At 41.4% G+C, this 25,378-nt stretch carries 27 protein-coding genes and 2 pseudogenes; 23 read left to right on the forward strand and 6 right to left on the reverse strand.

The genetic code is table 11. The features are described from left to right. Positions 1–8: 8 nt before the first annotated feature. On the reverse strand, positions 9–1,058 hold the full coding sequence (locus N8A86_RS08775) for a ferredoxin--NADP reductase (protein WP_273568705.1): 1,050 nt from the start codon (positions 1,056–1,058) through the stop codon (positions 9–11). 206 nt (positions 1,059–1,264) lie between these two features. On the opposite strand from N8A86_RS08775, the gene N8A86_RS08780 reads away from it, so the two are divergent. Together N8A86_RS08780 and N8A86_RS08785 are read left to right on the forward strand one after the other, a co-directional pair. Continuing rightward, a complete protein-coding gene (locus N8A86_RS08780; protein ID WP_273568706.1) occupies positions 1,265–2,734 on the forward strand; it encodes a DUF5687 family protein in 1,470 nt (489 codons plus the stop codon). 30 nt (positions 2,735–2,764) lie between these two features. Next, the gene (locus N8A86_RS08785; protein WP_273568707.1) at positions 2,765–3,460 is read left to right on the forward strand and encodes an ABC transporter ATP-binding protein; all 696 of its coding nucleotides are present in this window, start codon (positions 2,765–2,767) and stop codon (positions 3,458–3,460) included. A 61-nt stretch (positions 3,461–3,521) separates the two neighbouring features. Here the strand turns inward: N8A86_RS08785 and N8A86_RS08790 are convergent, their stop codons facing one another. The 4 genes from N8A86_RS08790 to N8A86_RS08805 form a co-directional block, all read right to left on the reverse strand. Beyond that, positions 3,522–3,896 (reverse strand): SnoaL-like domain-containing protein, encoded by a 375-nt coding sequence (locus N8A86_RS08790; protein ID WP_273568708.1) that lies wholly within the window; start codon positions 3,894–3,896, stop codon positions 3,522–3,524. A 109-nt stretch (positions 3,897–4,005) separates the two neighbouring features. Continuing rightward, positions 4,006–4,593, reverse strand: coding sequence for a DUF2461 domain-containing protein (locus N8A86_RS08795; protein ID WP_273568709.1), 588 nt, complete (start codon positions 4,591–4,593; stop codon positions 4,006–4,008). A gap of 16 nt (positions 4,594–4,609) precedes the next feature. After that, positions 4,610–4,972, reverse strand: coding sequence for a DUF1801 domain-containing protein (locus N8A86_RS08800; protein WP_273568710.1), 363 nt, complete (start codon positions 4,970–4,972; stop codon positions 4,610–4,612). Positions 4,973–4,996: 24 nt separating this feature from the next. Further along, entirely contained in the window at positions 4,997–5,299 is a 303-nt protein-coding gene (locus tag N8A86_RS08805) for a TfoX/Sxy family protein (RefSeq protein WP_273568711.1), read from the reverse strand. 157 nt (positions 5,300–5,456) lie between these two features. On the opposite strand from N8A86_RS08805, the gene N8A86_RS08810 reads away from it, so the two are divergent. The 21 genes and pseudogenes from N8A86_RS08810 to N8A86_RS08910 all read left to right on the forward strand — a co-directional run bounded on the left by N8A86_RS08810 (position 5,457) and on the right by N8A86_RS08910 (position 24,852). After that, entirely contained in the window at positions 5,457–6,470 is a 1,014-nt protein-coding gene (locus N8A86_RS08810; RefSeq protein WP_273568712.1) for a GlxA family transcriptional regulator, read from the forward strand. Between the two features lie 305 nt (positions 6,471–6,775). Beyond that, positions 6,776–9,328 (forward strand): type IX secretion system periplasmic lipoprotein PorW/SprE, encoded by a 2,553-nt coding sequence (gene porW / locus N8A86_RS08815; RefSeq protein WP_273568713.1) that lies wholly within the window; start codon positions 6,776–6,778, stop codon positions 9,326–9,328. 33 nt (positions 9,329–9,361) lie between these two features. Further along, entirely contained in the window at positions 9,362–9,844 is a 483-nt protein-coding gene (locus tag N8A86_RS08820; RefSeq protein WP_337251785.1) for a bactofilin family protein, read from the forward strand. Further along, on the forward strand, positions 9,822–10,052 hold the full coding sequence (locus tag N8A86_RS08825) for an AtpZ/AtpI family protein (protein ID WP_273568715.1): 231 nt from the start codon (positions 9,822–9,824) through the stop codon (positions 10,050–10,052). Before N8A86_RS08820 ends, N8A86_RS08825 begins: the two co-directional genes overlap by 23 nt. After that, positions 10,049–10,456, forward strand: coding sequence for a hypothetical protein (locus tag N8A86_RS08830; RefSeq protein ID WP_273568716.1), 408 nt, complete (start codon positions 10,049–10,051; stop codon positions 10,454–10,456). The genes N8A86_RS08825 and N8A86_RS08830 overlap by 4 nt, the downstream gene beginning before the upstream one ends. 85 nt (positions 10,457–10,541) lie before the next feature. Further along, positions 10,542–11,633, forward strand: a complete 1,092-nt coding sequence (gene atpB, locus N8A86_RS08835) for a F0F1 ATP synthase subunit A (protein ID WP_430682198.1) — start codon at positions 10,542–10,544, stop codon at positions 11,631–11,633. 59 nt (positions 11,634–11,692) lie between these two features. Beyond that, positions 11,693–11,884 carry an ATP synthase F0 subunit C gene (gene atpE / locus N8A86_RS08840; RefSeq protein ID WP_273568718.1) on the forward strand — a complete coding sequence of 64 codons (192 nt, stop codon included), beginning with the start codon at positions 11,693–11,695 and terminating at the stop codon, positions 11,882–11,884. 70 nt (positions 11,885–11,954) lie between these two features. Then, on the forward strand, positions 11,955–12,455 hold the full coding sequence (locus tag N8A86_RS08845; RefSeq protein ID WP_273568719.1) for a F0F1 ATP synthase subunit B: 501 nt from the start codon (positions 11,955–11,957) through the stop codon (positions 12,453–12,455). 9 nt (positions 12,456–12,464) lie between these two features. Continuing rightward, complete coding sequence (atpH, locus tag N8A86_RS08850; protein ID WP_273568720.1) at positions 12,465–13,004, forward strand: ATP synthase F1 subunit delta; 540 nt, start codon at positions 12,465–12,467, stop codon at positions 13,002–13,004. Positions 13,005–13,062: 58 nt separating this feature from the next. Next, positions 13,063–14,642, forward strand: a pseudogene (gene atpA / locus N8A86_RS08855) (F0F1 ATP synthase subunit alpha). Between the two features lie 23 nt (positions 14,643–14,665). Next, entirely contained in the window at positions 14,666–15,520 is an 855-nt protein-coding gene (gene atpG / locus N8A86_RS08860; protein WP_273568721.1) for an ATP synthase F1 subunit gamma, read from the forward strand. Positions 15,521–15,761: 241 nt separating this feature from the next. Further along, on the forward strand, positions 15,762–16,976 hold the full coding sequence (locus N8A86_RS08865; protein ID WP_273568722.1) for a TCR/Tet family MFS transporter: 1,215 nt from the start codon (positions 15,762–15,764) through the stop codon (positions 16,974–16,976). 113 nt (positions 16,977–17,089) lie between these two features. Beyond that, a complete protein-coding gene (locus N8A86_RS08870) occupies positions 17,090–17,833 on the forward strand; it encodes an alpha/beta fold hydrolase (RefSeq protein ID WP_273568723.1) in 744 nt (247 codons plus the stop codon). A 102-nt stretch (positions 17,834–17,935) separates the two neighbouring features. Then, positions 17,936–18,436, forward strand: a complete 501-nt coding sequence (locus N8A86_RS08875) for an RNA polymerase sigma factor (RefSeq protein ID WP_273568724.1) — start codon at positions 17,936–17,938, stop codon at positions 18,434–18,436. Continuing rightward, entirely contained in the window at positions 18,420–18,974 is a 555-nt protein-coding gene (locus N8A86_RS08880) for a hypothetical protein (RefSeq protein ID WP_273568725.1), read from the forward strand. The genes N8A86_RS08875 and N8A86_RS08880 overlap by 17 nt, the downstream gene beginning before the upstream one ends. Before the next feature lie 81 nt (positions 18,975–19,055). Next, positions 19,056–20,520 (forward strand): annotated as a pseudogene (locus N8A86_RS08885) (lipopolysaccharide biosynthesis protein). Positions 20,521–20,597: 77 nt separating this feature from the next. Next, positions 20,598–21,032, forward strand: coding sequence for a dUTP diphosphatase (gene dut, locus N8A86_RS08890; RefSeq protein ID WP_273568726.1), 435 nt, complete (start codon positions 20,598–20,600; stop codon positions 21,030–21,032). Between the two features lie 5 nt (positions 21,033–21,037). Beyond that, positions 21,038–21,982 (forward strand): tetratricopeptide repeat protein, encoded by a 945-nt coding sequence (locus N8A86_RS08895; RefSeq protein WP_273568727.1) that lies wholly within the window; start codon positions 21,038–21,040, stop codon positions 21,980–21,982. Between the two features lie 5 nt (positions 21,983–21,987). Beyond that, complete coding sequence (gene lolB1, locus N8A86_RS08900; protein WP_273569048.1) at positions 21,988–22,782, forward strand: lipoprotein insertase outer membrane protein LolB1; 795 nt, start codon at positions 21,988–21,990, stop codon at positions 22,780–22,782. After that, positions 22,772–24,007 (forward strand): murein hydrolase activator EnvC family protein, encoded by a 1,236-nt coding sequence (locus tag N8A86_RS08905; protein ID WP_273568728.1) that lies wholly within the window; start codon positions 22,772–22,774, stop codon positions 24,005–24,007. The genes lolB1 and N8A86_RS08905 overlap by 11 nt, the downstream gene beginning before the upstream one ends. Before the next feature lie 8 nt (positions 24,008–24,015). After that, positions 24,016–24,852: an aldo/keto reductase gene (locus N8A86_RS08910; RefSeq protein ID WP_273568729.1), complete on the forward strand. Its 837-nt coding sequence runs from the start codon at positions 24,016–24,018 to the stop codon at positions 24,850–24,852. Positions 24,853–24,863: 11 nt separating this feature from the next. On the opposite strand, the gene N8A86_RS08915 is transcribed toward N8A86_RS08910, so the two are convergent. Beyond that, a complete protein-coding gene (locus N8A86_RS08915; RefSeq protein WP_273568730.1) occupies positions 24,864–25,376 on the reverse strand; it encodes an acyl-CoA thioesterase in 513 nt (170 codons plus the stop codon). Between the last annotated feature and the right edge of the window lie 2 nt (positions 25,377–25,378).

The raw sequence follows: 25,378 nt of genomic DNA on the forward strand, positions 1-25,378 counted from the left end.
CTTTCCGGTTATACATTATCGTAGTCTACCTTCAATGTCGGCGTAATTGGATGCGACTGGCAAGTGAGTACAAGGCCTTCGGCAATTTCGCCGTCGGTCAGGATCCGGTTTTTGACCATTTCCACCTTTCCTTCGGTAATGCGAGCGATACAACTACTACAGACTCCTCCTTGGCACGAATAAGGCGCGTCGATGTTCTGTTTCAGAACGGCATCGAGAACGAGTTCATTTTTGTTCATGGAAAGACTAAACTCTTCATCGTCCAAAACAATGGTAACCTCGGTCTTGCCATCGGCCTTTTCGGGGAGTTCGTCCAAAATTTCCGTGGTGGTGAAGAGCTCAAAATGTATTTTTTCCTTAGGAATATCATTCTCCTGTAAAGTTTCTGAAACCAGATTGATCATTGCCTCTGGCCCGCATAGGTAATACGCATCGAAATCAGTGTCTTTGTGTTTGTTTTTGAGGGCATAGTTTACCGTTGAGATATCGATTCGTCCAAAAAGTGAATCACTTTCTTGGGTTTGGCTATTCGTGAAATAAATGAAGAACCGATTGGGATGGTCAAGTTCCAAGTTCACCAAATCGGTATAGAACATGGTCTCTTTCGTCGATTTGTTGCCAAAGACCAACACGAATTTATTAACGGGGTTGCTGGCCAAAACACTCCGCGCTATACTCATTATCGGGGTAATTCCGCTTCCGGCAGCAAATGCGATGATATTTTTCGGGTTGGGGTTCGGGCTGAAAACGAAGCGACCTTCTGGGGGCATGACCTCAAGAATATCGCCTACGGCCAGTTTGGTGTTGGCGTAATCCGAGAATCCGCCTTTATCCACTTTTTTAACACCTATGGTGATACTGTCCTTTTTAGGGGAGGAGCTAATAGAATACGCCCTACGTAATTCTTTGCCCTTAATTTCCTTTTTGATGGTAATGTACTGTCCTGGAATAAAATCGAAAGTCTGGATTAAAGCTCCTGGAATTTCAAAAGTAATAGCAACAGAACTTGGAGTAAGCGATTTTATGTGCTTAACCTTGAGGTGATGGAAATCGGCCATGTTTTTTAAGTAAAGGAATTAAAAAGCTAAAGAGTCAAAAGTACCTGTATTGAAACTGCCTACTGTTACTGCCGACCGCTTACTTTTTATTTATGGATTGCAAAATTAAGCAATGGAAATACCATAGTAAAATGGAAACAGGAAAAAATAGCTTTGGTTTGTAACAAATTTTATATTTACTGCACTAACCAAAAAACCTCCAACCAATGTTCAAACATTTTGTCAGCTTGCAATGGAAGTCTTTTTTTAGATCGTCTTCCTTCGGAAAAGGACTTGCAGTACGCATTTTGATGATTTTTCTCGCCATCTACATGCTGGTCTCTTTGGTCGGTCTTGGATCAGGCCTTTATTTTATATTGGAGGAGGTTTTCCCTGGAGTGGACCCCATGCTCAAAGTAAGCGAATATGTTATCTATTGGATACTCATCGAACTATTCTTCCGATACTTTATGCAGAAGCTTCCAGTGATGGATGTAAAGCCATTGCTCATGTTACCCGTCAAAAAAAGTAGTATAACACATTACATTCTGGGTCGTTCGAGCGTTTCATTTTATAACATTCTCTCGTTATTTTTATTTGTTCCGTTTGTGATTGTGTTGTTGATAAAAGGGTATCCGGCACTCAACGTGTTGGTATGGCTCTTTTCTTTGATCTGTATCATCTTGGTCATCAATTATCTGAACTTCATAATCAATAAAAGTGATAAAGTGCTTATTGCTTTGGGAATATTGATTGTCGGATTATATGGCCTTGAGCGTTTTGGGATATTTCCCGTTACGGAATATTCCGGTAAGCTGTTTTATGCATTGTATCAGAATCCCGCTTTGGCGCTGGTGCCCCTATTGACGGTTATTGGGCTGTACTATGTAAACTATAAGTTTTTACGGAATCGAATCTTTTTGGACGCGTCCCTAAAAAAGAAAACCAAGGAAGCTATCACCTCCGATTTGGCATGGACCAAGCGTTTTGGTAGCATAGCGCCCTTCTTACAGCTCGATATGAAGCTCATTTGGCGCAACAAGCGAACCAAAATGCAGTTCTTTATTTCGATGGCAATGATTTTCTACGGATTGATATTCTATAGTTTGGATACCTATGGAAGCACATCGACCATCTATCTGTTCGTCGGGATATTTATGACCGGTATGTTCCTTTCGAATTTCGGGCAGTTCATACCCGCGTGGGACAGTGAATATTATAGCATGATGATGGCGCAGAACATTCCTCTACGCAGTTATCTAGAATCAAAGGCGGGACTTATTTCGGTCAGTGTGGTCTTTATGTTCTTGCTCTCCATTCCCTATGTATATTTCGGTTGGCAGGCCTTGGCCATTAATTTTGCCTGTGCGATTTATAATCTCGGCGTGAACATACCTGTAATATTGTATTTCGGTTCCTTTAACAAAAAACGTATTGACCTGACCAAAAGTGCCATGGGCAATATGCAGGGCACCAGCGCGACCCAATTTTTGGTCTTGCTGCCCTTGATGGTCGTACCAAGTATTATCTATTTTGTTTTAAAGACCTTCGTTTCCTTTGAGGTAGCATTGCTAACGTTGGGCACACTGGGGGTTATCGGCTTCGCTTTTCGCAAGCAATTATTGGATAAAATAACAGATGCCTACCGAAAGAAAAAATACGCCATGATTGCCGGATTTAAAGAAAAGAACAGTTAAATAATGTGACAGGAGGACAAAATTTGAATTATGATAACAACACAAAATCTGACCAAAAAATACGGAAGCCAAATCGTGCTGAACATTGAGCATCTTGAAATACCCAAAGGCCAAAGTTTCGGCCTAGTAGGTAACAATGGTGCGGGAAAGACTACTTTTTTCAGTCTTTTGCTCGACTTGATTCAGCCCACAACGGGCCACATCGTTAATAATGAAGTCCAGGTAGATAAGAGCGAGGCTTGGAAACCCTTTACCTCCTCCTTTATTGATGAGACCTTTTTGATCGGATATTTGACTCCCGAAGAATATTTCTACTTCATTGGGGAACTTCGCAATCAGAACAAGGCGGATGTCAATGCGCTGCTTTCCAATTTTCAGGATTTTTTCCATGGGGAAATCCTAGGGCAAAAAAAATATCTGCGCGACCTTTCAAAGGGAAACCAGAAAAAAGCGGGTATTGTGGCTTCCTTTATCGGCAATCCTGAAGTAGTGATTTTAGATGAACCTTTTGCCAATCTAGATCCTACAACGCAAATCCGATTAAAGGGAATTATCAAAGACCTGGCAGCGAAACAAGGGGTGACCGTTTTGGTCTCGAGCCATGATCTAATCCATGTAACGGAAGTCTGTGAACGGATCGTTGTCTTGAACAAGGGCGAAATCGTACGGGACATTGAGACCTCTACGGAAACGCTTCGAGAACTGGAAAGCTTTTTTGCTGGATAAAAATGGGTTTCCCTTTAGTAGTTTAGGGAAACCCAATTAAGGTTAAGATTGGTTCTTTATGTTAGCCCTGAGGCGGTGTAGGGGTATAGAAAAACTCCTCTTTGACGATTTTCCCATCGGCTACCTGATAAAGGCATATTTCTTCCATGGCCTGTCGGCCTCCTTCTTTAAAAGTGGCATCCATTTTCATACGGCACGAAAAATAATTATCGGCGACCAAGGGGTCAGAGACCTCGTTGCCATGGAATTCGGCTACCATATTATTAAAGTATTCCGCTTTTTGCATGACGGCCTCGTAGCCTTCGGCTCTTTCCATTGGGGCACCTTTTGGCTCAATGCTAACGATGTTTTTTCCGTACAGTTCTTGCATGGCGTTGTCGAATTGTCCGGTTCTGCAATAGCCGACCAATTTGTCGGCAACTTCTTGTGTAGTCATAATCTTCTGTTTTTAATTGATGGATAAACTATGTTGATTTATATAAAAGCATTGTTCAAATACGTGTTCAGCGGATTGATTTGTTCAAAATGGTCCAATATTTCTTGATTCAACGATTCCGAGTCGTAATAAGGAGCCAAGGGAAATTCCGCAAAAGCATAAAATTGTTTGTTGTAGATCGATCCGTTTTTTCGGCAACGGGCAAAAAACTTTTATCAATCCTTTTTGCCTTATCCCCTTTAAGTTTTCCGAAGTTGTGGGTAAAATCTTTTTCCGTGATTATCGACACTAATTTTTCTGGATTCTTGGCGATATGCTCCCGTACTTTTTTCAATTCAGGAGGGCGGATCATAAAAAGTCCGCCACAGACATGAATATTTTCGCCATCGATGCCCAAATAGTATCCCGGGTAAATGGATTTCTTCCCTTCTGCGGAAAATCCCGCCTTCATAATCGTGTTATAAGGTGATTTATCCTTTGCAAAGCGAATGTCCCGATTGATTCGAAAAACAGCTTTTTTGGGGTTGGGTAGAATTCTGTCGTCCCATTCCCGAAGCGGAGGAAGCAAATCTTCAAGTAATTGCATAAAGGGTTCCTTAACATCTATTTCGTACCTTTTTTTGTTGGCTTGGAACCATTCTTTGTGGTTGTTTTTTGAGAGTTCTTTGAAGAATGAGGAATAGGCTTTCGTAATCATAACATTATTTTTAAAACTATTCGCTATCCTGAAGACGAATCCATTCCTTGATTATGGACGCTAATGCTTCCTTTTTTTCTTCAATATCTTCCAAATTCTTAAAACGAGCTACTCGCGCCTCTTTTCCATCGCCTTCCAGCAAGCTGTGAGTATCCTTTATCAATGCCCCCTTATGAAACATAAGACTTACGAATTTCTTGGCGTTCATAAAAAAGGAGGCAATGTTTCCCTTGTACATAAAAGTAGGACTCTTCCATTTAATGGCCTCCTCTATTTTGGGGTTTACTTGAAGGATAATTTCGCGAACACGCCGTATTTCTTTGTCCATCGGATGCTTTTTCTCTTTTAAGAAAGTGTCTACTTCTGCATTCTTGTTCATAATTGTAAATCCGTTACATATGCTTTATTTTAAACCAGCTATGGATTTTTCAGCCCAATCCAAGAGCTTTTCCGAATCCGCTAAAATGTCTTCCGGAATAGAATAATAAGGCATTTTGCCATGTTTTTGCGACCCGTTTTGCTCGAATTCAGCTTTGTTATTTTCACTTGCCTTAAGAAAGGCCTGTCCCTTTGAATCAACCATTCCGAATATCTTGCCGTTATGAAAAACACCATGTCCACCGAACATTTTTTTGGTCGAAATACTTCCAATGCGCTCGAGTTTCTCTAGTAGTAATTCGACCATTAGAACCGAATCGTTTGTCATTTTGCTTCCTTTTTCGCCCATAGCTTCTTTCTAATTCAATTGGGATGATTTCTCAAAGCTACGAAAGGAACATTCAGATCAAAAAGGGCAAATCAGACACTTTTAGGGGTTGATTGTGCCAAAAAAGCGTTCTATTTTTATAGAAAATATAGTAAGGATGAAACATGTAAGTATTTTGGTGCCAAAGAACAACGTAATTTTGAGCAATGTAGTGGGGCCTTTCAAAGTCTTCTCGGCTGCCAATGAGTTTTTGAAACAAACCGGTCAAAACCAGGTGAATTTCTTTGATATACATCTGGTGGGTTTGGAGAAGGATACCGTTCTCTATAATGGGGCCTTTAGCATACACTGCGATACGACTATTGATGAGGTTCAAAAAACTGACCTTATTTTGATACCTGCGGTAAAACCTGATAGTTTACTTGAAAGTTTGGAAGAAAATACTGGATTCATACCGTGGATCAGAAGACAACGAAGCCAAAACAATGCAGAAATCGGTAGCATGTGTATGGGTGCCTTTACACTTGCTCAAACCGGTTTGGTCGACGGAAAACAATGTTCTACACATTGGGCGGGTATGGAACTATTTAGACAGTTGTACCCACAGGTCAATTTGATTTCGAACAAAATAGTTACTGACGAAGACGGAATCTATACCAGTGGTGGGGCCTACTCTTTTCTGAATCTCATATTACATTTAACGGAAAAGTACTGCGGGCGTGAGGTCGCTATTTACCTTTCAAAACTTTTCGAGATAGAGATTGATCGAGAGGACCAAAATCAATTTGCAATTTTTAAGGGGCAAAAGAACCATGAAGACGATGCCATTAAAGAAGCACAGGTGTTTATTGAGGACAATGTTTCCAAGAAGATATCAGTAGAAAAACTGGCTCAAAAGTATGCGATAAGTAGAAGAAATTTTGTTCGGCGCTTTAAAAAGGCCACTCAGAATACCCCATTGGAATACATTCAACGCGTCAAGATCGAAGCGGCCAAAAAGAATTTGGAATCGACGCAGCAAAACATCAACGAAATTATGTACAAAGTTGGGTATGCCGATCAAAAGGCTTTTCGGCTACTTTTCAAAAAGTATGTCGGGCTTTCTCCTATTGCATATAAGAGTAAGTATAACAGAAGTATATCAACTATTGAGAAAACCACGGTCTGGTAGTTTGCAGTACTTCTTGAGAAAATGTAGGTCCGACCAACTTTTTAAGAAATAGACCGTGTGGTCGGGGGCTTACTTTTCTATAAAGAAATAACCACGACGTTCTTCGATTTTAAGCCTAAAATCATCCTTGAACTACCCAAAAACAAAGCATGTTCCCGATGAAATGTTGGGGCCATAGACTGCTCGGTCTGTAAATTAGGGAGACTTGTTGCGTTGTCTCATTGTTACTATTTTAGTTTTTCCCGACCAAATGCATAATATTCCCGTTGTTTTTTAGTTTAGATTACGTACGTATATATACAATTTTGCAACTACGATTTAAACTTATCATATTCGCCGTTCTGGGGGGCATCGTTTTCAACGCTTGTTCTACAAAAAAAGACGCCTTTCTGAACCGTAATTGGCATGCCTTGAACACCAAGTACAATGTGCTGTATAATGGCAATCTTGCCTTTGACGAAGGCCGGGAAGAACTTAACGCAAACTATAAGGACGATTATTGGGAAATACTTCCTATTGAACGATTGCAGGTAACCGAAGATTTAAAGCTCGACTCGGAAGACAATAATCCGAATTTTATCCGAGGCGAAGAAAAGGCGACCAAGGCCATACAAAAACACAGTATGGATATCAAGGATGAGGAGCGTAACCCACAGACCGATGAGGCTTTTTTGCTATTGGGCAAGGCACGCTATTTTGACCAACGATATATTCCTGCACTCGAGGCGTTTAACTATATTATCAAGAAATATACGTATAGCGATAAATTGAACGAGGCCCATATTTGGCGTGAAAAGGTCAACATCCGATTGGAAAATGAAGATTTGGCCATCAAGAACCTAAAGCGTCTGATGAAATATGAAAACCTGAAAGATCAAGAATATGCCGATGCGCGTGCGATGATGGCACAGGCCTATATCAACGAACAGGTATTGGACACGGCGATCCAGCAACTGAAGGTCGCCTCGCATTACTCCAAAAAGAATCCTGAAAAAGGCCGATATTACTATATCATTGGGCAGCTCTACAATCAGCTTGGGCATAAAGACAGTGCCAACTATGCTTTTGACAAGGTGATTGATTTGAACAGAAAGTCGCCCCGGGTGTATATGATTAATGCAGAAATCCAGAAACTTCGCAATACCGAAATAATCGACGAAAATCAGGAAGAACATTTGGAGTACCTGACCGATTTGGAAGAAAATCGCGAAAACCGTCCATTTTTGGATAAAATTTACCGTCAGGTGGCAGAGTTTCATTTAAACCGAAGCTCCGATAGCTTGGCACTGGTCTATTTCAATAAATCGCTTAGGGCCACTCAAAATGAACCAAAATTGAATGCGCTGAACTACGAGAACTTGGCCGAATACAATTTTGACGAAAACGAATACAAGACTGCGGGGGCCTATTATGATAGTGTGCTGACCAATCTTCCGGAGAATACTAAAAAATTCAGGGCGACCAAGAAGAAATTGGACAACCTAGAAGATGTCATCAAATACGAAGACATCGCGCAACACGCCGATAGCGTGATTACCCTCTACAATATGTCTCCCGACGAGCGGGTCGCCTATTTCGAGGAGTTTATTGCGGAAATAAAAAAGGCCGATGAAGAAGCGGCCAAAAAAGCCGAAGAGAAGATTACGGCTAGTTTTGCCTCGTTTGCCGACTCAAAAGGAGGCAAGGAAAATAAAGGCAAATTCTATTTCTACAACTTGCAGAGCCTAGGATACGGCAAAAACGATTTCACCAACAAATGGGGCAACCGTGAACTTGAAGACGATTGGCGTTGGAGCAATAAAAGTATCATTGCCGCCTCGAACGAAGAGACGGCCATAGCTCAGGTTGATAGCTTGGATCGCGAACCGTCGTTGGACGAAAAGTATTCATTGGACTTTTATATAGATAGAATTCCGACAGAAGTTTCGGTCATCGATAGCCTGCACACCGAACGCAACTTTGCCAATTATCAATTGGGATTGATTTATAAGGAAAAATTCAAGGAAAACCTTTTGGCGGCCGGAAAATTGGAAGATGTTCTAAAATCAGATCCTGAGGAGCGGTTGATACTTCCTTCCAAATACAACTTATATAAGATCTATGAAGAAGAGGGCAGTCCGCTGGCCATTTCGATGAAAGATGACATCATCAAAAATCATGGAGATTCTCGTTATGCGGAAATATTGTTAAACCCACAGGCCGTTTTGGCGGATAGTTCCGATAGTCCTGATGTGCGTTATGGTGAACTCTTCAAATTGTTCCGAGATCAGCAATTTCTTAGGGTAATTACCGAGGCCGAGGAAAATATAAATAAATATACAGGTGACCCTATAGTACCAAAGTTTGAAATGTTGAAAGCGAATGCCATAGGTCGATTGAACGGTTACGAACCCTTCAAAGAGGCGTTGAACTATGTGGCATTGACCTATCCGAATAATCCTGAAGGCAAAAAAGCCGAACAGATGATTGCCGAACAATTGCCCAAATTGGAGCCCAAGGAATTTTCAACGGAAGTAGGCGTAACCGGTACCGGAAATTGGAAGGTCGTTTTCCCTTTCAAACGTCAAGAGAACGAAAAGGCTTTGGAATTGAAAGAGAAATTGGAAAAATCGATAAAAGATTTAAAATATAAGAACACAGTTTCAAAAGATATTTATACCTTGGAAGACCAATTTGTTGTCGTACACGGGTTTAAGTCAAAAGATTTTGCCCTCGGGTACGTAGAATTGCTCCAAAAAAACAAAGACTATAAGATAAAAAATGAAAATTTCGTAATATTATCATCCAACTATAAAACAATACAGGTGCATAAAAACCTACAAGATTATAAGAATATGCTTTTAACCCCAAAACCTTAACGAATGTTTTCAGACAGACAAAAACCTAGAACTATGAACGAAATCGGAGGACAACCCAACAGAATCGAAAAGAACACGAAAATCAAAGGAGAGATCATCTCGGAAGCAGATTTTCGAATTGACGGAAAATTGGACGGCAACGTCAAGACGTCCGGTAAAGTGGTCATCGGAAAAGATGGCTATATCCACGGAAAAGTAGAATGTGTCAATGCCGACATTGAAGGAAGCTTCAATGGCGAGCTATTGGTCTCTGACCTACTCTCCTTAAAAGCATCGGCCGTAATCGAAGGTACCGTAGTAGTATCGAAATTGGCGGTTGAGCCAGGGGCGACCTTTAACGCTTCCTGTAATATGAAAGGCAAAGGTGGTTCGATAAGTAGTAGTTCGAGCAGCAGTTCGGCTTCTAGCTCAAGTTCAAGTTCAAGCCCGAATACAGGATCTTCATCCGGATTCAAATCGGCCCTTTCTAGCAGTTCAAGTTCTAAACCGGGCAGTGAAGCAGCAAAAGCCTCGTAAACCAAAAAGTAATTTCAAGAACTTTGCGGTACTTTCGGGTATTGCCTTCGAAATGGGCGCTATAATCTTTTTAGCGGCTAAAGGAGGTCTTTGGCTCGATGACCATAACCAAAATGACAAGAAGATATATACGGCGATTGCCACACTATTAGGTGTGGCAATTTCATTATATGTAGTTTTGCAACAGTTAAAAAGGCTTAAGAATTGAAACATAATAGAGGTGTGATTATAAGGTTTCTTTTATGGTTGATAGGTTCCTTGGTTTTGTTTTTCTTTATTCATACCAAACTACTATCTATTTATGATTATTTGCCCTATGATAATTTAATCGTTCGTTCGTATTGGATCAATGCCCTTCTTGCAGCGGTTATTTTCATTGTACTGTTTCTATTTCGATATCGGCTCAAGAATTATATCGGCTTTCTTTTCATTGCAGGTAGTTTTATAAAATTCACTTTGTTTTTTATCATCTTCTATCCGGTATACCGTGCCGATGGCGAAATGGATACATTGGAGTTCGCGGCTTTCTTTGTTCCATATCTGATTAGCCTCCTCATAGAGACTATTTTTACCGCCAAAATGCTCAAAAAATTGGATGACAAAACCACTTGAAATAAAGAGTGGTTTTGCTTTTTTCTTTTTGAAAGAATGCCGTACATTTGCACCGATTTTTAGAGACCGATATTTTTTGAGCTTTATGCATATCAACTACTTTACCAAGTTTCTTTTTATTGGATTACTCTTTTTTAGCGGCACGATTTTCGCCCAAGGCGTCGAACATCATATCGACGTTCCGGAAGGCGCCAACAATGCGGGAATGGAAGAGGAAATAGACGAAGATATCGAGCACCATATCCAAGACTCATATTCGTTTACCTTTTTTTCCGACTCTGAGACTGGTAAACATTATGGTTTTCCGCTTCCAGTTATACTTTGGGACGATGGATTGCATGTATTTTCTTCCTCGAAGTTCCATCACGGCGAGACTGTTGCCGAAAGCAATGGCAACCATTATAAGTTGTATCATAACAAGGTGTACAAGACCGATGCGGCGGGAACTATCAATTATGATGAAGAACATCATCCAACAAATGCCAAACCTTTGGATTTTTCGATTACCAAGAACGTAGTCATGATGTTCGTAACCGGATTACTGATGTTCTTGCTTTTCGCTGGTTTGGCTAAGTCATTCAAAAAAGGCCCTATCGCAACAGGTGCGGGCAGATTCTTCGAGCCGATAGTCCTATACATTCGAGACGATATTGCCAAACCGAACATAGGCCCCAAGTATAAAAAGTTCATGCCCTATCTGCTGACCGTATTCTTTTTTATATGGTTTTTGAACCTTTTTGGGCTAACTCCATTAGGAGTCAATGTTACTGGTAATATTGCCGTAACCTTTGCTTTGGCAATTATAACATTCATCATCACTCAATTTTCGGGGAACAAGAATTATTGGAAACATATTTTTTGGATGCCAGGGGTGCCTGTACCTATGAAGTTTATTTTGGCACCTATTGAATTATTGGGTGTTTTCATTAAGCCTTTCGCTCTGATGATTCGATTGTATGCGAACATTATGGCTGGGCACGTAGTATTGATGAGCATTATTGCTTTGGTATTTTTTGTTCAGAATTGGATAGGGGGTGGCCTTTCGTTGGTCCTTGCCTTTTTCCTTTCGATAATCGAGTTGTTGGTGGCAGCGTTGCAAGCGTACATATTTACCTTGTTATCAGCATTGTATTTCGGATTTGCTGTTGAGGAGCATGACCATGAGGAGGCACATTAATCACGGTTGCAGAATGTAGCCGAAGTAAAATTGAATGTTTAATTCTTAATTATATATTTATGGAGATTCCAGGTATTGTAGGTGGAGGTTTGATTGTTATCGGTGTAGGTATCGGTATTGGTAGAATCGGTGGTTCAGCGATGGACGCTATTGCCCGTCAGCCAGAGGCTACTGGTAAAATTCAAACAGCGATGTTGATTGCAGCGGCGCTTATTGAAGGTATTGGGTTTGCGGCATTGTTCGTAAGCTAGGAGTATCAATAACGGCGGTAACGGTTGGTTACTGCCGTTGTTTTTATTGAAGTTTTAAACAAATTGAATTATGGATAAGTTAATCAACGATTTTTCATTCGGACTATTTTTCTGGCAAATATTGCTGTTCGTCCTTCTACTTCTTCTTTTGAGGAAATTTGCATGGAAACCCATTTTGAATGCCGTCAACGAACGTGAAGATGGGATAAAAAATGCACTTGCCGCCGCAGAGGAAGCAAAAAAGGAAATGCAGAACGTCACTGCTGACAGCGAAAAGTTGTTGAAGGAAGCAAGGGCAGAGCGGGAAGCAATGTTGAAAGAAGCACGTGAATTAAAGGAAAAAATGATTTCCGATTCAAAAGAACTGGCAAGAGTAGAGGGTGATAAGATGATAAAGCAGGCACAGGCCACCATTGAAAGTGAAAAGAAGGCGGCCGTTGCCGATATCAAGAGCCAAGTGGCCAACCTTTCCGTGGAAATTGCGGAAAAGGTCATCAAAGAACAACTCTCGAACAAAGACAAACAATTAAAGTTGGTCGAGGATATGTTGGGTGATATCAAATTGAACTAAGAAATAAGCATGAGCGATTCTAGAGCGGCCATACGATATGCCAAAGCGATTCTTGACCTTGCGGTAGAGAACAAAGCTACTGATGCTTTGGAAAAGGATATGCGGTCAATATCCAGCACTGTTTCTGAAAGCAAGGAACTTCGTGAAATGTTGGCAAGTCCGGTAATTCCTGGCGCAAATAAGAAAAAGGCTTTGAACGCAATATTTAAAGGAAGCCATTCGATTACAGGAGGTTTGCTCGATATGTTGGTAGATAACAAACGTATCGGCATGTTGAATGAAGTTGCTTTGAAATATACGATTCTAAACGAACAGTTAAAGGGAGAAGGTGTCGCATTTGTAATGACTGCTGTGCCTTTGACCGCTGAATTGGAAAAGAAGGTACTAAAGCAAATAGGAAAGTTCACAGCAGATAAAGTTACTATCGAGAATAAAATCGATGAGAGCATCATTGGCGGATTCATCCTACGTGTGGGGGATTTGCAATATGATGCTAGCATCGCGAACAAGTTGAACAATTTGAAGCGAGAATTCGCAAGTAGTCTATAATAATAACTAAGGACAAGATGTCTAACGTCTAACGTCTAAAGTCTAACGTCTGAATAAAATGGCAGGAGTAAAAGCCGCTGAGGTATCAGCAATTTTAAAGAAACAATTATCAGGATTCGATGCAACCGCTACTTTAGACGAAGTAGGAACCGTATTACAGGTAGGTGATGGTATCGCAAGGGTCTACGGACTTGAGAACGCACAATACGGCGAATTGGTCGAGTTTGAAGGCGGACTCGAAGGTATCGTTTTGAACCTTGAGGAAGACAATGTAGGGGTCGTATTATTGGGGCCTTCCAGACAGGTAGGCGAAGGAGATACCGTTAAACGTACCCAACGAATTGCTTCTATCAATGTGGGTGAAGGTATTGTTGGCCGTGTGGTTGATACCTTAGGAATCCCAATCGATGGTAAAGGTCCTATCACAGGGAAAACCTATGAAATGCCTTTGGAGCGTAAGGCCCCTGGGGTAATCTTCCGTGAGCCTGTTACCGAACCCTTACAGTCAGGTATCAAAGCCATCGATGCGATGATCCCTGTTGGACGTGGACAAAGGAATTGGTAATCGGTGACCGTCAGACTGGTAAGACTACGGTTTGTATCGATACCATCTTGAACCAAAAAGAATTTTATGATGCTGGTGAACCAGTTTATTGTATCTATGTCGCAATAGGTCAAAAAGCTTCTACCGTCGCGGGAATCGCCCAAGTGTTAGAAGACAGAGGAGCACTCGCTTATACGACAATTGTCGCAGCAAATGCTTCCGATCCAGCACCGATGCAGGTTTATGCTCCGTTCGCTGGTGCGTCTATTGGGGAATATTTCCGTGATACAGGCCGTCCGGCTTTGATTATCTATGATGACCTTTCAAAACAAGCTGTAGCCTATCGTGAAGTATCGTTGTTGTTACGTAGGCCTCCGGGACGTGAAGCCTACCCAGGAGACGTTTTCTATTTGCACTCCCGCTTATTGGAGCGAGCTGCGAAAGTCATCAACGATGACGAAATCGCAAAGAATATGAACGATTTGCCAGATGTCTTGAAACCAATGGTAAAAGGTGGTGGGTCATTGACTGCATTGCCGATTATCGAAACACAAGCGGGTGACGTTTCGGCTTATATCCCGACGAATGTGATCTCCATTACTGACGGACAGATTTTCTTGGAGCAAGATTTGTTCAATCAAGGGGTTCGTCCTGCGATTAACGTGGGTATTTCGGTATCGCGCGTTGGAGGTAACGCCCAAATCAAGTCCATGAAAAAAGTTGCTGGTACCTTGAAATTAGATCAGGCACAGTTCCGTGAATTGGAGGCCTTTGCCAAATTCGGTTCCGATTTGGATGCGGCTACTTTGAATGTTATCGAAAAAGGACGTCGTAATGTTGAAATCCTGAAGCAAGCACAGAACGATCCATTTACCGTTGAAGATCAAGTAGCTATCATTTATGCAGGTTCAAAGAACTTGTTGCGTGATGTTCCTGTCGAGAAAGTAAAAGAATTTGAAAGGGATTACCTAGAATTCTTGAACGCCAAACATAGAGATGTTTTGGATACGTTGAAAGCGGGCAAATTGACCGATGAGGTTATCGACACGTTGACTGCTGTCGCCAAGGATCTTTCCGGAAAGTACAGAGCTTAGTCAAGTCACCATAACAACGAGAAATGGCGAACTTAAAAGAAATACGAAACAGAATAGCATCGGTATCTTCGACCATGCAGATAACCAGTGCCATGAAAATGGTATCGGCTGCAAAGTTAAAGAAAGCCCAAGATGCTATTACCGCCATGCGGCCTTACGCCAATAAACTAACCGAGCTACTACAAAGTTTGAGCGGAAGTCTTGAGGCTGGAAATAAATATTCGGATAACCGTGAGATAAATAGGGTCTTATTGGTTGCCATAACATCGAATAGAGGTCTTTGTGGTGCTTTCAACTCAAATATCATAAAGCAAGGCTACTTATTGGCAGAAGAGACCTATGCTGGCAAGCAGGTCGATATTATGGCCATTGGAAAAAAGAGCAATGATATTTTGGGTAAAAAGTTCAATGTAATCGCAAATCATAGTAAGGTCTTTGACGATTTGACTTTTGAAAATGTCTCGGCCATTGCTGAAGATTTGATGGAACATTTTACCACTGGTGATTACGATCGTATTGATATTGTATACAACAAGTTCAAGAATGCCGCTACTCAGATTATCATGACGGAGCAATTTTTGCCAATCGTTCCTATGGAAGGAAGCGAGAATTCCGCTGCTGACTACATCTTTGAGCCCTCAAAAGTCGAAATCGTTGAACAATTGATTCCGAAATCCTTAAAGACACAATTGTATAAAGGAATTCGCGATTCGTTTGCCAGTGAACACGGTGCCCGTATGACGGCGATGCACAAGGCGACCGACAACGCGACCGAAATGCGAGATCAGTTGAAACTGACCTATAATAAAGCAAGACAGGCGGCTATTACCAATGAAATACTTGAAATCGTTGGTGGAGCGGAAGCGTTGAACAATTAGGTGTAGCGATAGCGGAGCCAAATTTATAAACTGCCGAAGCCCTGAACAATTAGAATGATGTCATTGCGACCCAGATAGCTATGGGGGAAGCAATCCCTTAATCACGAAGACCGTCCATAATAAAGATACCCTGAACAAAAACCTCACATTCCGTGAGGTTTTTTGATTTTTATCAGTTTGCTGTTTTTATTCCTTTTTTAGAAACAAAATCTGTCTTTTTTATCCGATTTTTGCCGCTCCTATGCAAACCAACAAGACGGCTTTACTTTTCATATTTATAACGATTTTGGTCGATGTCATCGGCATCGGTATCATTCTTCCCATCATACCGGATTTGATTATGGAACTAACAGGGGAAGGCATTGATATGGCGGTCATTTATGGCATGTGGTTGACAACTGCCTTTGCAGGCATGCAGTTTTTGTTTTCGCCTGTTTTGGGAGAGATTTCGGATCAATATGGTCGCCGCCCAATTTTGTTGATTGCCTTGCTCGGATTAAGTGTTGATTATCTTATCCATGCGTGGGCCCCTACAATAATGTGGTTGTTCGTTGGCCGGTTCCTTGCAGGGATTACGGGGGCCAGCTTTACGGTTGCCTCCGCTTATATTGCCGATATCAGTACCAAAGAGAACAAGGCAAAGAATTTTGGTTTGATCGGGGCCGCCTTTGGGTTGGGATTTATCATTGGACCAGGAATCGGCGGATTTTTTGGTGAAATCAATATTCGTCTTCCCTTTTATATCGCAGCGGGATTGACGTTTGCCAATTTTCTTTTCGGATTATTTTTCGTTCCGGAATCATTGGTACCTGAAAATCGGCGACCAATCAATTTTTTGAAAATGATTCCCGGGGTTTCTTTGGTCAGTCTTCGGAATTACAAGGGAGTCCTATTGTTTATTTTTGCCTTCTTTTTGGCGAATCTGGCGGGCCAGGCCTTGCCTTCCACTTGGTCGTATTATGGTATTGAGCGTTATGATTGGAGTCCGAAGGAAATCGGAATTTCACTAATGGTAGTAGGCCTACTGGTGGCCATTGTCCAAGGATTTCTGGTAGGCGTGTTTACCAGGAAATTTGGTAGAAGAAAGGTCATTATAATCGGATTTCTTTTGTGGACCGTTGGCATGTTCCTATTTTCCATAGCGACAGAACCTTGGATGTTGTACGCCTTTTTGATTCCGTATGCGCTGGGCGGAATTGCCGGGCCAACCGTGCAGAGTGTTATCTCAAATGAGGTATCGGAAAAAGAACAAGGCAATCTGCAAGGTGCGATTACCGGACTTGTAAGCGTTACCGCTATTCTGGGACAATTGATTTTCTCTCCAGTATTTTATTATTTCATTCGGCCCAAGGGAGCAATCTACTATCCCGGTGCACCTTATACCTTAGCCGCAATATTCCTGCTTATGGCCTTTATTTTTGCTATGTTGGCGATGAAGAAAATGAAATTGACCTAAGCTGAATCCACTGCTTTTTATGGGCTAGCCACTTTATTAGAAGAAATTCCGCTCGCGCATGTAACATTTTTATTGAAATGTATCTAAAAGGAAAATAACACAAAACAATCCTTATGAATACATTAAAAAAAGTAATTATCAGCCTGATGCTTGTCACAGCGATTGGAGCACAGGCACAAAACCGACCTTTTGAAGTGGTTGTTCAAGGTGAGGGACAACCCATACTTCTTTTCCCAGGATTTACCTGTACCGCCGATGTTTGGAACGAAACGGTAAACGAACTTTCGAAAAACTACGAATGCCATATATTTACTTTTGCTGGCTTCGGGGAGGTTCCGCCCATTGAAAAACCTTGGCTTCCAGAAATAAAGGAGGGTATTGAAGCTTATGTAGAGAGTTTAAACCTCCAAAACCCTGTGATTATAGGCCATAGTTTAGGCGGAGCGCTGGCACTATGGTTGGCTTCCGAAGAGAATAGTCCCTATCAAAAATTGATTATCGTTGACGCGCTTCCGGCGACCGGAGCTTTGATGATGCCCAATTTCAAAAGTGAAAATATTGTCTATGATAATCCATATAACCAGCAATTGTTGGAAATGGATGAAGATTCATTCGGACAAATGGCTTCCCAAATGGCAGCGGGAATGACCTTGAACAAAGAAAAACAAGCTCAAATCAAGGATTGGATGATACAGTCCGATCGCGAGACCTATGTTTACGGGTATACCGATTTGTTGAAATTGGACTTGAGGGAAGACCTATCGAAGATTACTATTCCCGTGATGATTTTGGCGGCAACAGATCCTATGGAAAAGAAATGGCCCAAAAAACGTATGATGAGCAATATAAGAACCTGAAAGACTACGACCTGGAATTCGCCGATGGCGCTGCCCATTTCATCATGTACGACAGACCCGAATGGTTTTTAGAAAAGCTAACCGAAAATTTAAAGTAGGAGAATGACCGAAAAGGCCTCTCAATTTGAAGCGATTTACCGAGCAAATTATCATAAGGTAGTTCGTATCTGTGAGGGCTACGTCAATGGTGATGGACCACTTGCCAACGACTTGACCCAAGAGGTCTTTATAAAGGTCTGGGAGCATCTGCATACGTTTCGAAATGAATCGAATATTTCAACTTGGGTCTATCGTATCACAGTCAACACTTGTCTGCTCGAATTAAGGAAAAAAAAGTACACGAAAGCCTCGGCCCATTTGGAACGGATTGCCGAAGCCGAAGAAGACCTTACATCAACCAAGGAGAATCAATTACAGCGCATGCACAATTGCATTAACAAACTTCCGAAAGAAAGCAGAAGTATTATTCTATTGGAACTTGAGGGCCTTCCTCAAATTGAAATAGCGAAGATTATAGGGGTTTCCCATGAAGCCATTCGCGTTCGTGTACATCGTATAAAACAAGGTTTAACCAAATGTGTGCAGCATGAAAACATTCGATGAGTTAAAAAAGGATTGGCAAGGCCAATCCCAACCGGAAGTCCCACAGGACGGGCCAAATAGGATTATTGAAAAAATAACGTTCCTAAAAATGGGACAACGGATTACAAATATCATTCTATCGATAACGGCCCTCTTACTCATCGGATTTTTCTTTTATGTAGCGGCGTACAATTACCGAACGGTTACCATGGGTCTGTTTTTGATGGTTGGGGCATTGACCGTTCGAATAGTCTTGGAAGCGATAAGCATCAGGAACATTAAAAAAATGGATGTTACCGAAGACGCCGTTGTTTTTAGGCAACGTTTGCTTTCGTATTATAAGCAGCGTCAGAAGGTCCATTATTTGGTTACGCCGATTGTGATTCTGGCGTATTGTATTGGTTTTCTAATGCTCTTGCCCTCCTTTAAAGCGAGCTTGTCCGCTGGTTTTTATACCTATATCGTCGTTTCTTCGATGGTTCTGTTACTGGTTTTGGGTCTTTTCATCATAAAGCAAATACGTAAAGAACTTTCGTTACTTCGAGAACTGAAAGATTAGGTCACCGACAAGGTCGCGAGTGCAACAAAACTTTGTTGCAAGGGTATAAATGTCTAATTTTAGCCCTTAACCTCAGCATTATTGAATCCGCTCAAAAAACTCTTTAAGCAAACGGCCATCTACGGTCTGGCAACGGTGCTGCCCCGAATGCTGTCATTTCTGTTAGTCCCAGTATATACGGCCGTCATGGCACCAGGACTGTATGGAGAAGTGAGTATCATCTTTGCTTGGTTCGCAATCTTCAACGTGCTCCTGGCCTATGGAATGGAAACCGCTTTTTTCGGTTTTATAACGGTACGGACGACAAGGAAAAAGTGGTTTCGACGTCATTAATATCGATTTTGATGACTTCCTTGGGATTCGCTTTTATTGCCCTTCTATTTCAAAATTCAATAGCTTCAGTTACCGACATCGAGGTCAGATACATTCGCTATGTAGTCTACATTTTGGCACTGGATGCCTTGGTAATCATCCCTTTTGCATGGCTTCGGGCCACTGAAAAGCCTATGAACTATGCTGTGGTCAAGATCTTGAATGTTGTTGTGAATCTAGGATTGAATCTCTTCTTTCTTTTACTATTGCCTAAAATGGTCAGTGAGAATCCTGATTCCATATTTGGATGGATGTACCGCCCCGATTTCGAAATCTCTTATATTTTTATTTCGAACCTGATTGCCAGTGCCATTACCTTATTGCTGATGCTGAAATTATATCTCCGCACAAAGTACGTTTTTGATAAAGCCCTATGGAAGCGGATGATGAAATATGGTTGGCCCGTACTCGTGGCCGGTATTGCGTTTACCATAAACGAAGTATTTGATCGCATTTTGTTGGAAAAGCTACTTCCTGAAGCGATTGCCGAGAGCGAGGTCGGAAAATATTCGGCCTGCTATAAACTGGGCCTTTTTATGACCCTTTTCGCGACGGCTTTCCGTATGGGAATAGAACCTTTTTCTTCAGCCATGCCGGCACTGAGAATCCTCAGAAGGCGTATGCCCAGATTACCAATTATTTCGTGATTTTAGGAAGTATTATTTTCCTGTCCGTCGTCGTTTTTGCCGATGTCCTTAAAGTACTTTTTGTCCGTGACGAAGCCTATTGGGATGCTATGGACATCGTCCCCCTAATTGTTCTTGCCAGCTTTTTTCTAGGCATCTATCACAACCTTTCGGTTTGGTACAAAGTTACCGACAAAACCCGCTTCGGGGCTTTTATATCGGTCGTCGGAGCGATTATAACTATCGGTATAAATTATATGTTTATCCCTAAAATCGGTTATATGGCTTCGGCCATTGCAACGGTCTTGGCGTATGGTAGCATGATGATGTTATCATACTATCTGGGAAGGTCGCGTTATCCTGTACCTTATAATTTTAGAAAAATCGTTTTTTATCTTGGGATATCCATTTTTTTCTCCGCCCTGTCATTTTATGTTTTTGATAGGAATTTAATTATCGGAATCGTATTACTTTTAATGTTTCTCGGAATGGTGTACAAACTTGAAAGCGACATGCTGAAAAGGATATTTTTAAAGCGAAAGGGTTAAATTGGGATGGAAGTGGGGTGTTGGATGCTTAATGTCTCCCCGCTTCGAGAATCCATTATCCAACCAAATAAAGAACTATGAACATCAAGATCATCAACAAATCATCGCACCTATTGCCACACTATGAGACGAACGCCTCAGCGGGAATGGATCTGCGCGCCAATATATCGGAATCCGTTACGTTACAACCTTTAGGGCGGGCCATCATTAAAACCGGACTTTTTATTGAGCTTCCAGTGGGTTTTGAGGCCCAAGTACGACCACGTAGTGGCCTTGCCGCCAAAAAAGGAATTACGGTACTCAATGCCCCGGGCACCATCGATGCCGATTATAGAGGAGAGATTGGTGTGATTCTTGTGAACCTGTCCAATGAAGCGTTTACGATTGAAAACGGGGAACGGGTAGCCCAATTGGTAATTGCCAAGCACGAAAGGGCCGAATGGATCGAGGTGGAAGAGTTGTCGGAAACCTCTAGGGGCGAAGGTGGTTTCGGGAGTACGGGAACGAAGTAAAAATTATGAAGAAAATAGGGCATATAATTCTAATTGTTTTTGGAGTATTATTGTTCCAGATTCACACCTATGCCCAAGAAGATCAACCAGAAATCAGTCTAGAACCCAGTGCCGAAGTCTTCTTAGAGGATTATTCCGATGAATTTCAAGAAAAATTTTTCGAGGCCTTGAAACAAAAAGGAATCGAAAACCATGACAAGGCCATCAATTTGTTGTTGGAATGCAAGCAGTTGGATGATGCAAACAGTGTGGTTGATCATGAACTTGCTAAAGCCTATTTTGAGGATAATCAATTCATTTCGGCCCAAGGCCATGCCGTTGAAGCCGTACTTTCCGAGCCAGCAAACCTATGGTATTTAAACACTTTGGTGAACATATTGCAAAACCAGGGCAGTTCTATTGAAGACGTGAAATCAAAAATCCCTATGGATAATGTCAAGCTTCAAGAAAATCTGGCTTTAATCTATTTTAAGAAAAGCAATTATGAGGAGGCTTTGAAAGTATTGAAAGGTATAAAAGGCTCTTCGTTTACAAAAGAACTTTCCTCAAAGATCAATGACTCCATCGAAAATAGAGAACAAGAAGAAAAAAGCCGATCGGTCAGTTTCTCTGTTACGAATGAGGGCTCTTCGAATCCATTAGATGATTACAAAGTGAGAATTGAAGGTTTTATAAGAGGCAATAACCTTGGCATTTTAGATCAACTGTCTGCTGAAGCTTTGGAGATTTATCCCTCGCTGCCTTTTTTCTATTATGCGCGGGGCTATGCATTGAACAAAAAGAAAAAGCATAAAGAGGCCATTGAAGTTCTTGAGGCAGCTCTGGATTATCTGTTGGATGACCCGTCATTAGCCAATAAAATCTATCAACAACTCGCTGATGCCTACACGGCGACAAATAATACTTCGAAGGCAAATATGTATCTTCGTAAGGTCAAACCCGGATTTTAGCTATGATGAACGTACCTCGATTTGCACTGCGCTTTCTGGTTCTCGGTGCTTTTTTGTTTTTGGCCTCTTCATGTAAATCGAAGAAAATTATTTCCGATGGCACGCTCGATGCCAATATCTCCGCCAAGAACCTGATTAAAACCCACTATCAAAATCAACTTGACTTCAAGACTATAACTGGCAAAATTAAAATTGAGTATTCAGATGGAGATGACGCACAATCTGTTGGGGTTAGTCTTCGCATGAAAAAAGACGAGGCAATCTGGATGAGCGCTCCCTTAGGCATTGTTAAGGCCTATATTACTCCTGATAGAGTATCCTTTTACAACAAACTCGAGAACACCTATTTCGATGGTGATTTTACATACCTTACCCAACTCTTGGGTACCGAACTCGATTTTAAAAAAGTACAGAATTTGCTGTTAGGTGAGGCACTATTCGATTTACGCAAGGCAAAATATTCGGTTACCTCAACAGGTGAGACCTATCTTTTGAAGCCAAAAGTACCTATTGAACTTTTCAAGATACTTTTCGAAATCGAACCTAAGAACTTTAAAATGGCTTCCCAACAGTTGTCACAGCCCTCTCAAAAGAGATTGTTGAATATCAACTATAAAAACTACCAGAAAATCAATAAATGGATCCTGCCGAACGAAGTATATATTTTAGCGACCGAAGGAACGAACAGAAATACAATCAACTTAGAGTATCGAAATATGCAGTTTGATGAACCGGTAAACTTTCCTTACAAGATTCCCAATGGCTACGACGAAATTGTTTTGAGCAAGAATGATATTTAAGAAAACATATCAAAGCCGATGGTTATTGATTTTAGCCCTTCTGATGGTTCAGGCTGTTTTTGCCCAGACTGATGAACAAAAGGCACTCGAAGCAAAACGAGAACGACTCCAATCAGAAATACGGGACATCAATAGATTGCTTTTTGCGCAGGAAAAAGAAAAAGGCAATGTTTTGGATCAAATGGAAGCTCTTGATCAAAAAATAAACGTACGCCAACAATTGATTCGCGTCACCAACCAACAATCGAATCTTTTGAACCGGCAGATCAATGCGAACATACGTAACATTTCCAAACTGCGGGAAGATTTGGAGACCTTGAAGAAAGAGTACGGCAATATGATCCAAAAGTCGTATCAGAACAAGTCGAAGCAAAGTCGGCTGATGTTCTTATTATCCTCCGAAAATTTTTATCAAGCTTTTAAAAGGCTTCAGTATATGAAGCAATATACCAAGTTCAGAAAAAAACAGGGGGAGCAGATTATGGAAAAGACCGATGATCTGGCCCGTTTGAACAAAAACCTGACCGAAGAACGCAAGGTTAAGGAAGTTTTGATAGTACAGAACAAAAAAGCCAAGGCGGAGCTGATGGAGGAAATCAAGAGCCAGAAAGATTTATTGGTAACCATTAGAAAAAACGAAAGCGATTATGCGTCCGCCATTGAAAAAAAGGAACGCGAGGCCAAAGAAATTGACAAACAGCTTGAAAAATTGATCCGAGAGGCCATAGCTGCCGCGAACAAAGAATCCGACAAGACAAATACGAGTGATACGTCCAGGTTCTTTTTGACTCCCGAAGCGACCATTGTCGCCAACAACTTTTCGGCAAATAAGGGTAAGCTGATCTGGCCCGTGGAAAAAGGTATCAAAAGCCAAGGTTTTGGAATTTATAGGGACGCCGTTTATCCTGGAATAAAACATGAAAGTAACGGAGTCATCATAGCTACGGATGAAGGCGCAAAGGCCAGGGCGATTTTTAAAGGAGAGGTATTGGCCATAATTTCCGTTCCGGGTGGAAACAAGGCCGTTCAGTTAAAGCATGGAAATTTCATAAGCACCTATTATAACTTGTCGAATATCTACGTCAAAAAGGGAGATATCGTGGAGGCCAAAACCGAATTGGGTGATATTTATACCAATCGGTCTAATGGTCAGACGCGCCTAAAGTTCTACCTTCATCAAAATACCGATAAGCTGAACCCTGAGGAATGGGTCTATCAATTATAAGGAATAGTATGGACAAGATTTCAGATATCAAAGGCACATTTACACTCCATAACGGAATCCAAATGCCTTATTTGGGGCTCGGAACCTATCAATCCGATAATGATCAAGAAGTGATTGATGCCGTTAAATACGCCTTGGAAATAGGGTATCGTCATATCGATACGGCTTCGGTATATGGTAACGAAAAGGGTGTGGGAAAAGGAATCAACGAAAGTAGTGTAGCTCGTGAGGCTATTTTTTTGGTAAGTAAGGTTTGGAATGATGATCAAGGTTATGAAAGTACGTTGAAGGCATTTGAAGCGAGCTTAAAACGACTTAATACAGACTATTTAGATCTTTACCTAATTCATTGGCCAGTACCCGGAAAATACAAGGGCACATGGCGAGCGCTTGAAAAATTATATCATGAAAAACGTATTCGTGCCATAGGGGTCAGCAATTTCATGCGGCACCACCTTGAAGATGTTCTAGAAGTTGCTAAAATTGTTCCTATGGTCAACCAAATGGAATTCCACCCTTATGTTGTGCAACAAGGTCTTATTGATTTTTGCGAAAGTAAAAACATACAATATGAAGCTTGGTCACCTTTTATGCAAGGAAAACTTTTCACATTGGATATTTGTGATGAGTTAGCACGAAACTATGGTAAAACACCCGCGCAAATCATACTCCGTTGGAATTTGCAAAAGGGGATAGTTACTATACCCAAGTCTACCAAGGCTGATAGAATTAATTCTAATGCCGATATCTTTGATTTTGAATTATCGAATAAAGAGGTAGCCTATCTCGATAGTTTTGATAGAGGGGAACGTATTGGGCCTGACCCCAATAACTTTGAGTTTTAGTAACCTATAACCTAGCCCATAAATAAAGCTCGTAGTTCCGTAGCTGCGCTTGGTTTCATTTTGCCCGCAAGTACAAGACTTAGCTGTTTTCTTCTCAAGGCACCAGCAAAGCGCTCTTTTTCAAGTTCGGTTTCGGGCTGAAGTGAAGGTACTTCGGTAGGTTTTCCAGTTTCGTCAACGGCGACGAAAGTATATATGGCTTCATTGGCTTTGGTCCGTTTGCCATTGTAGCGATCTTCCATCCAAACATCGATATATACTTCCATTGAAGTATTGAAGGCTCTTGAAACAGCTGCTTCTACAGTAACTACACTGCCTAACGGAACTGCTTGATTGAAGGCAACATGGTTAACCGATGCGGTAACCGTAATGCGCCGGCTATGACGGCGTGCCGCAATGCTGGCCGCACGATCCATTCGTGCTAAAAGTTCTCCCCCGAAAAGGTTATTCAAGGGGTTGGTCTCGCTTGGGAGTACCATATCGGTCATTACAGTTCTTGAGTCTTTGGGATTTTTGGCTTCCATAT

The organism is Maribacter halichondriae (assembly GCF_027474825.1).
Lineage (GTDB): Bacteria > Bacteroidota > Bacteroidia > Flavobacteriales > Flavobacteriaceae > Meishania > Meishania halichondriae.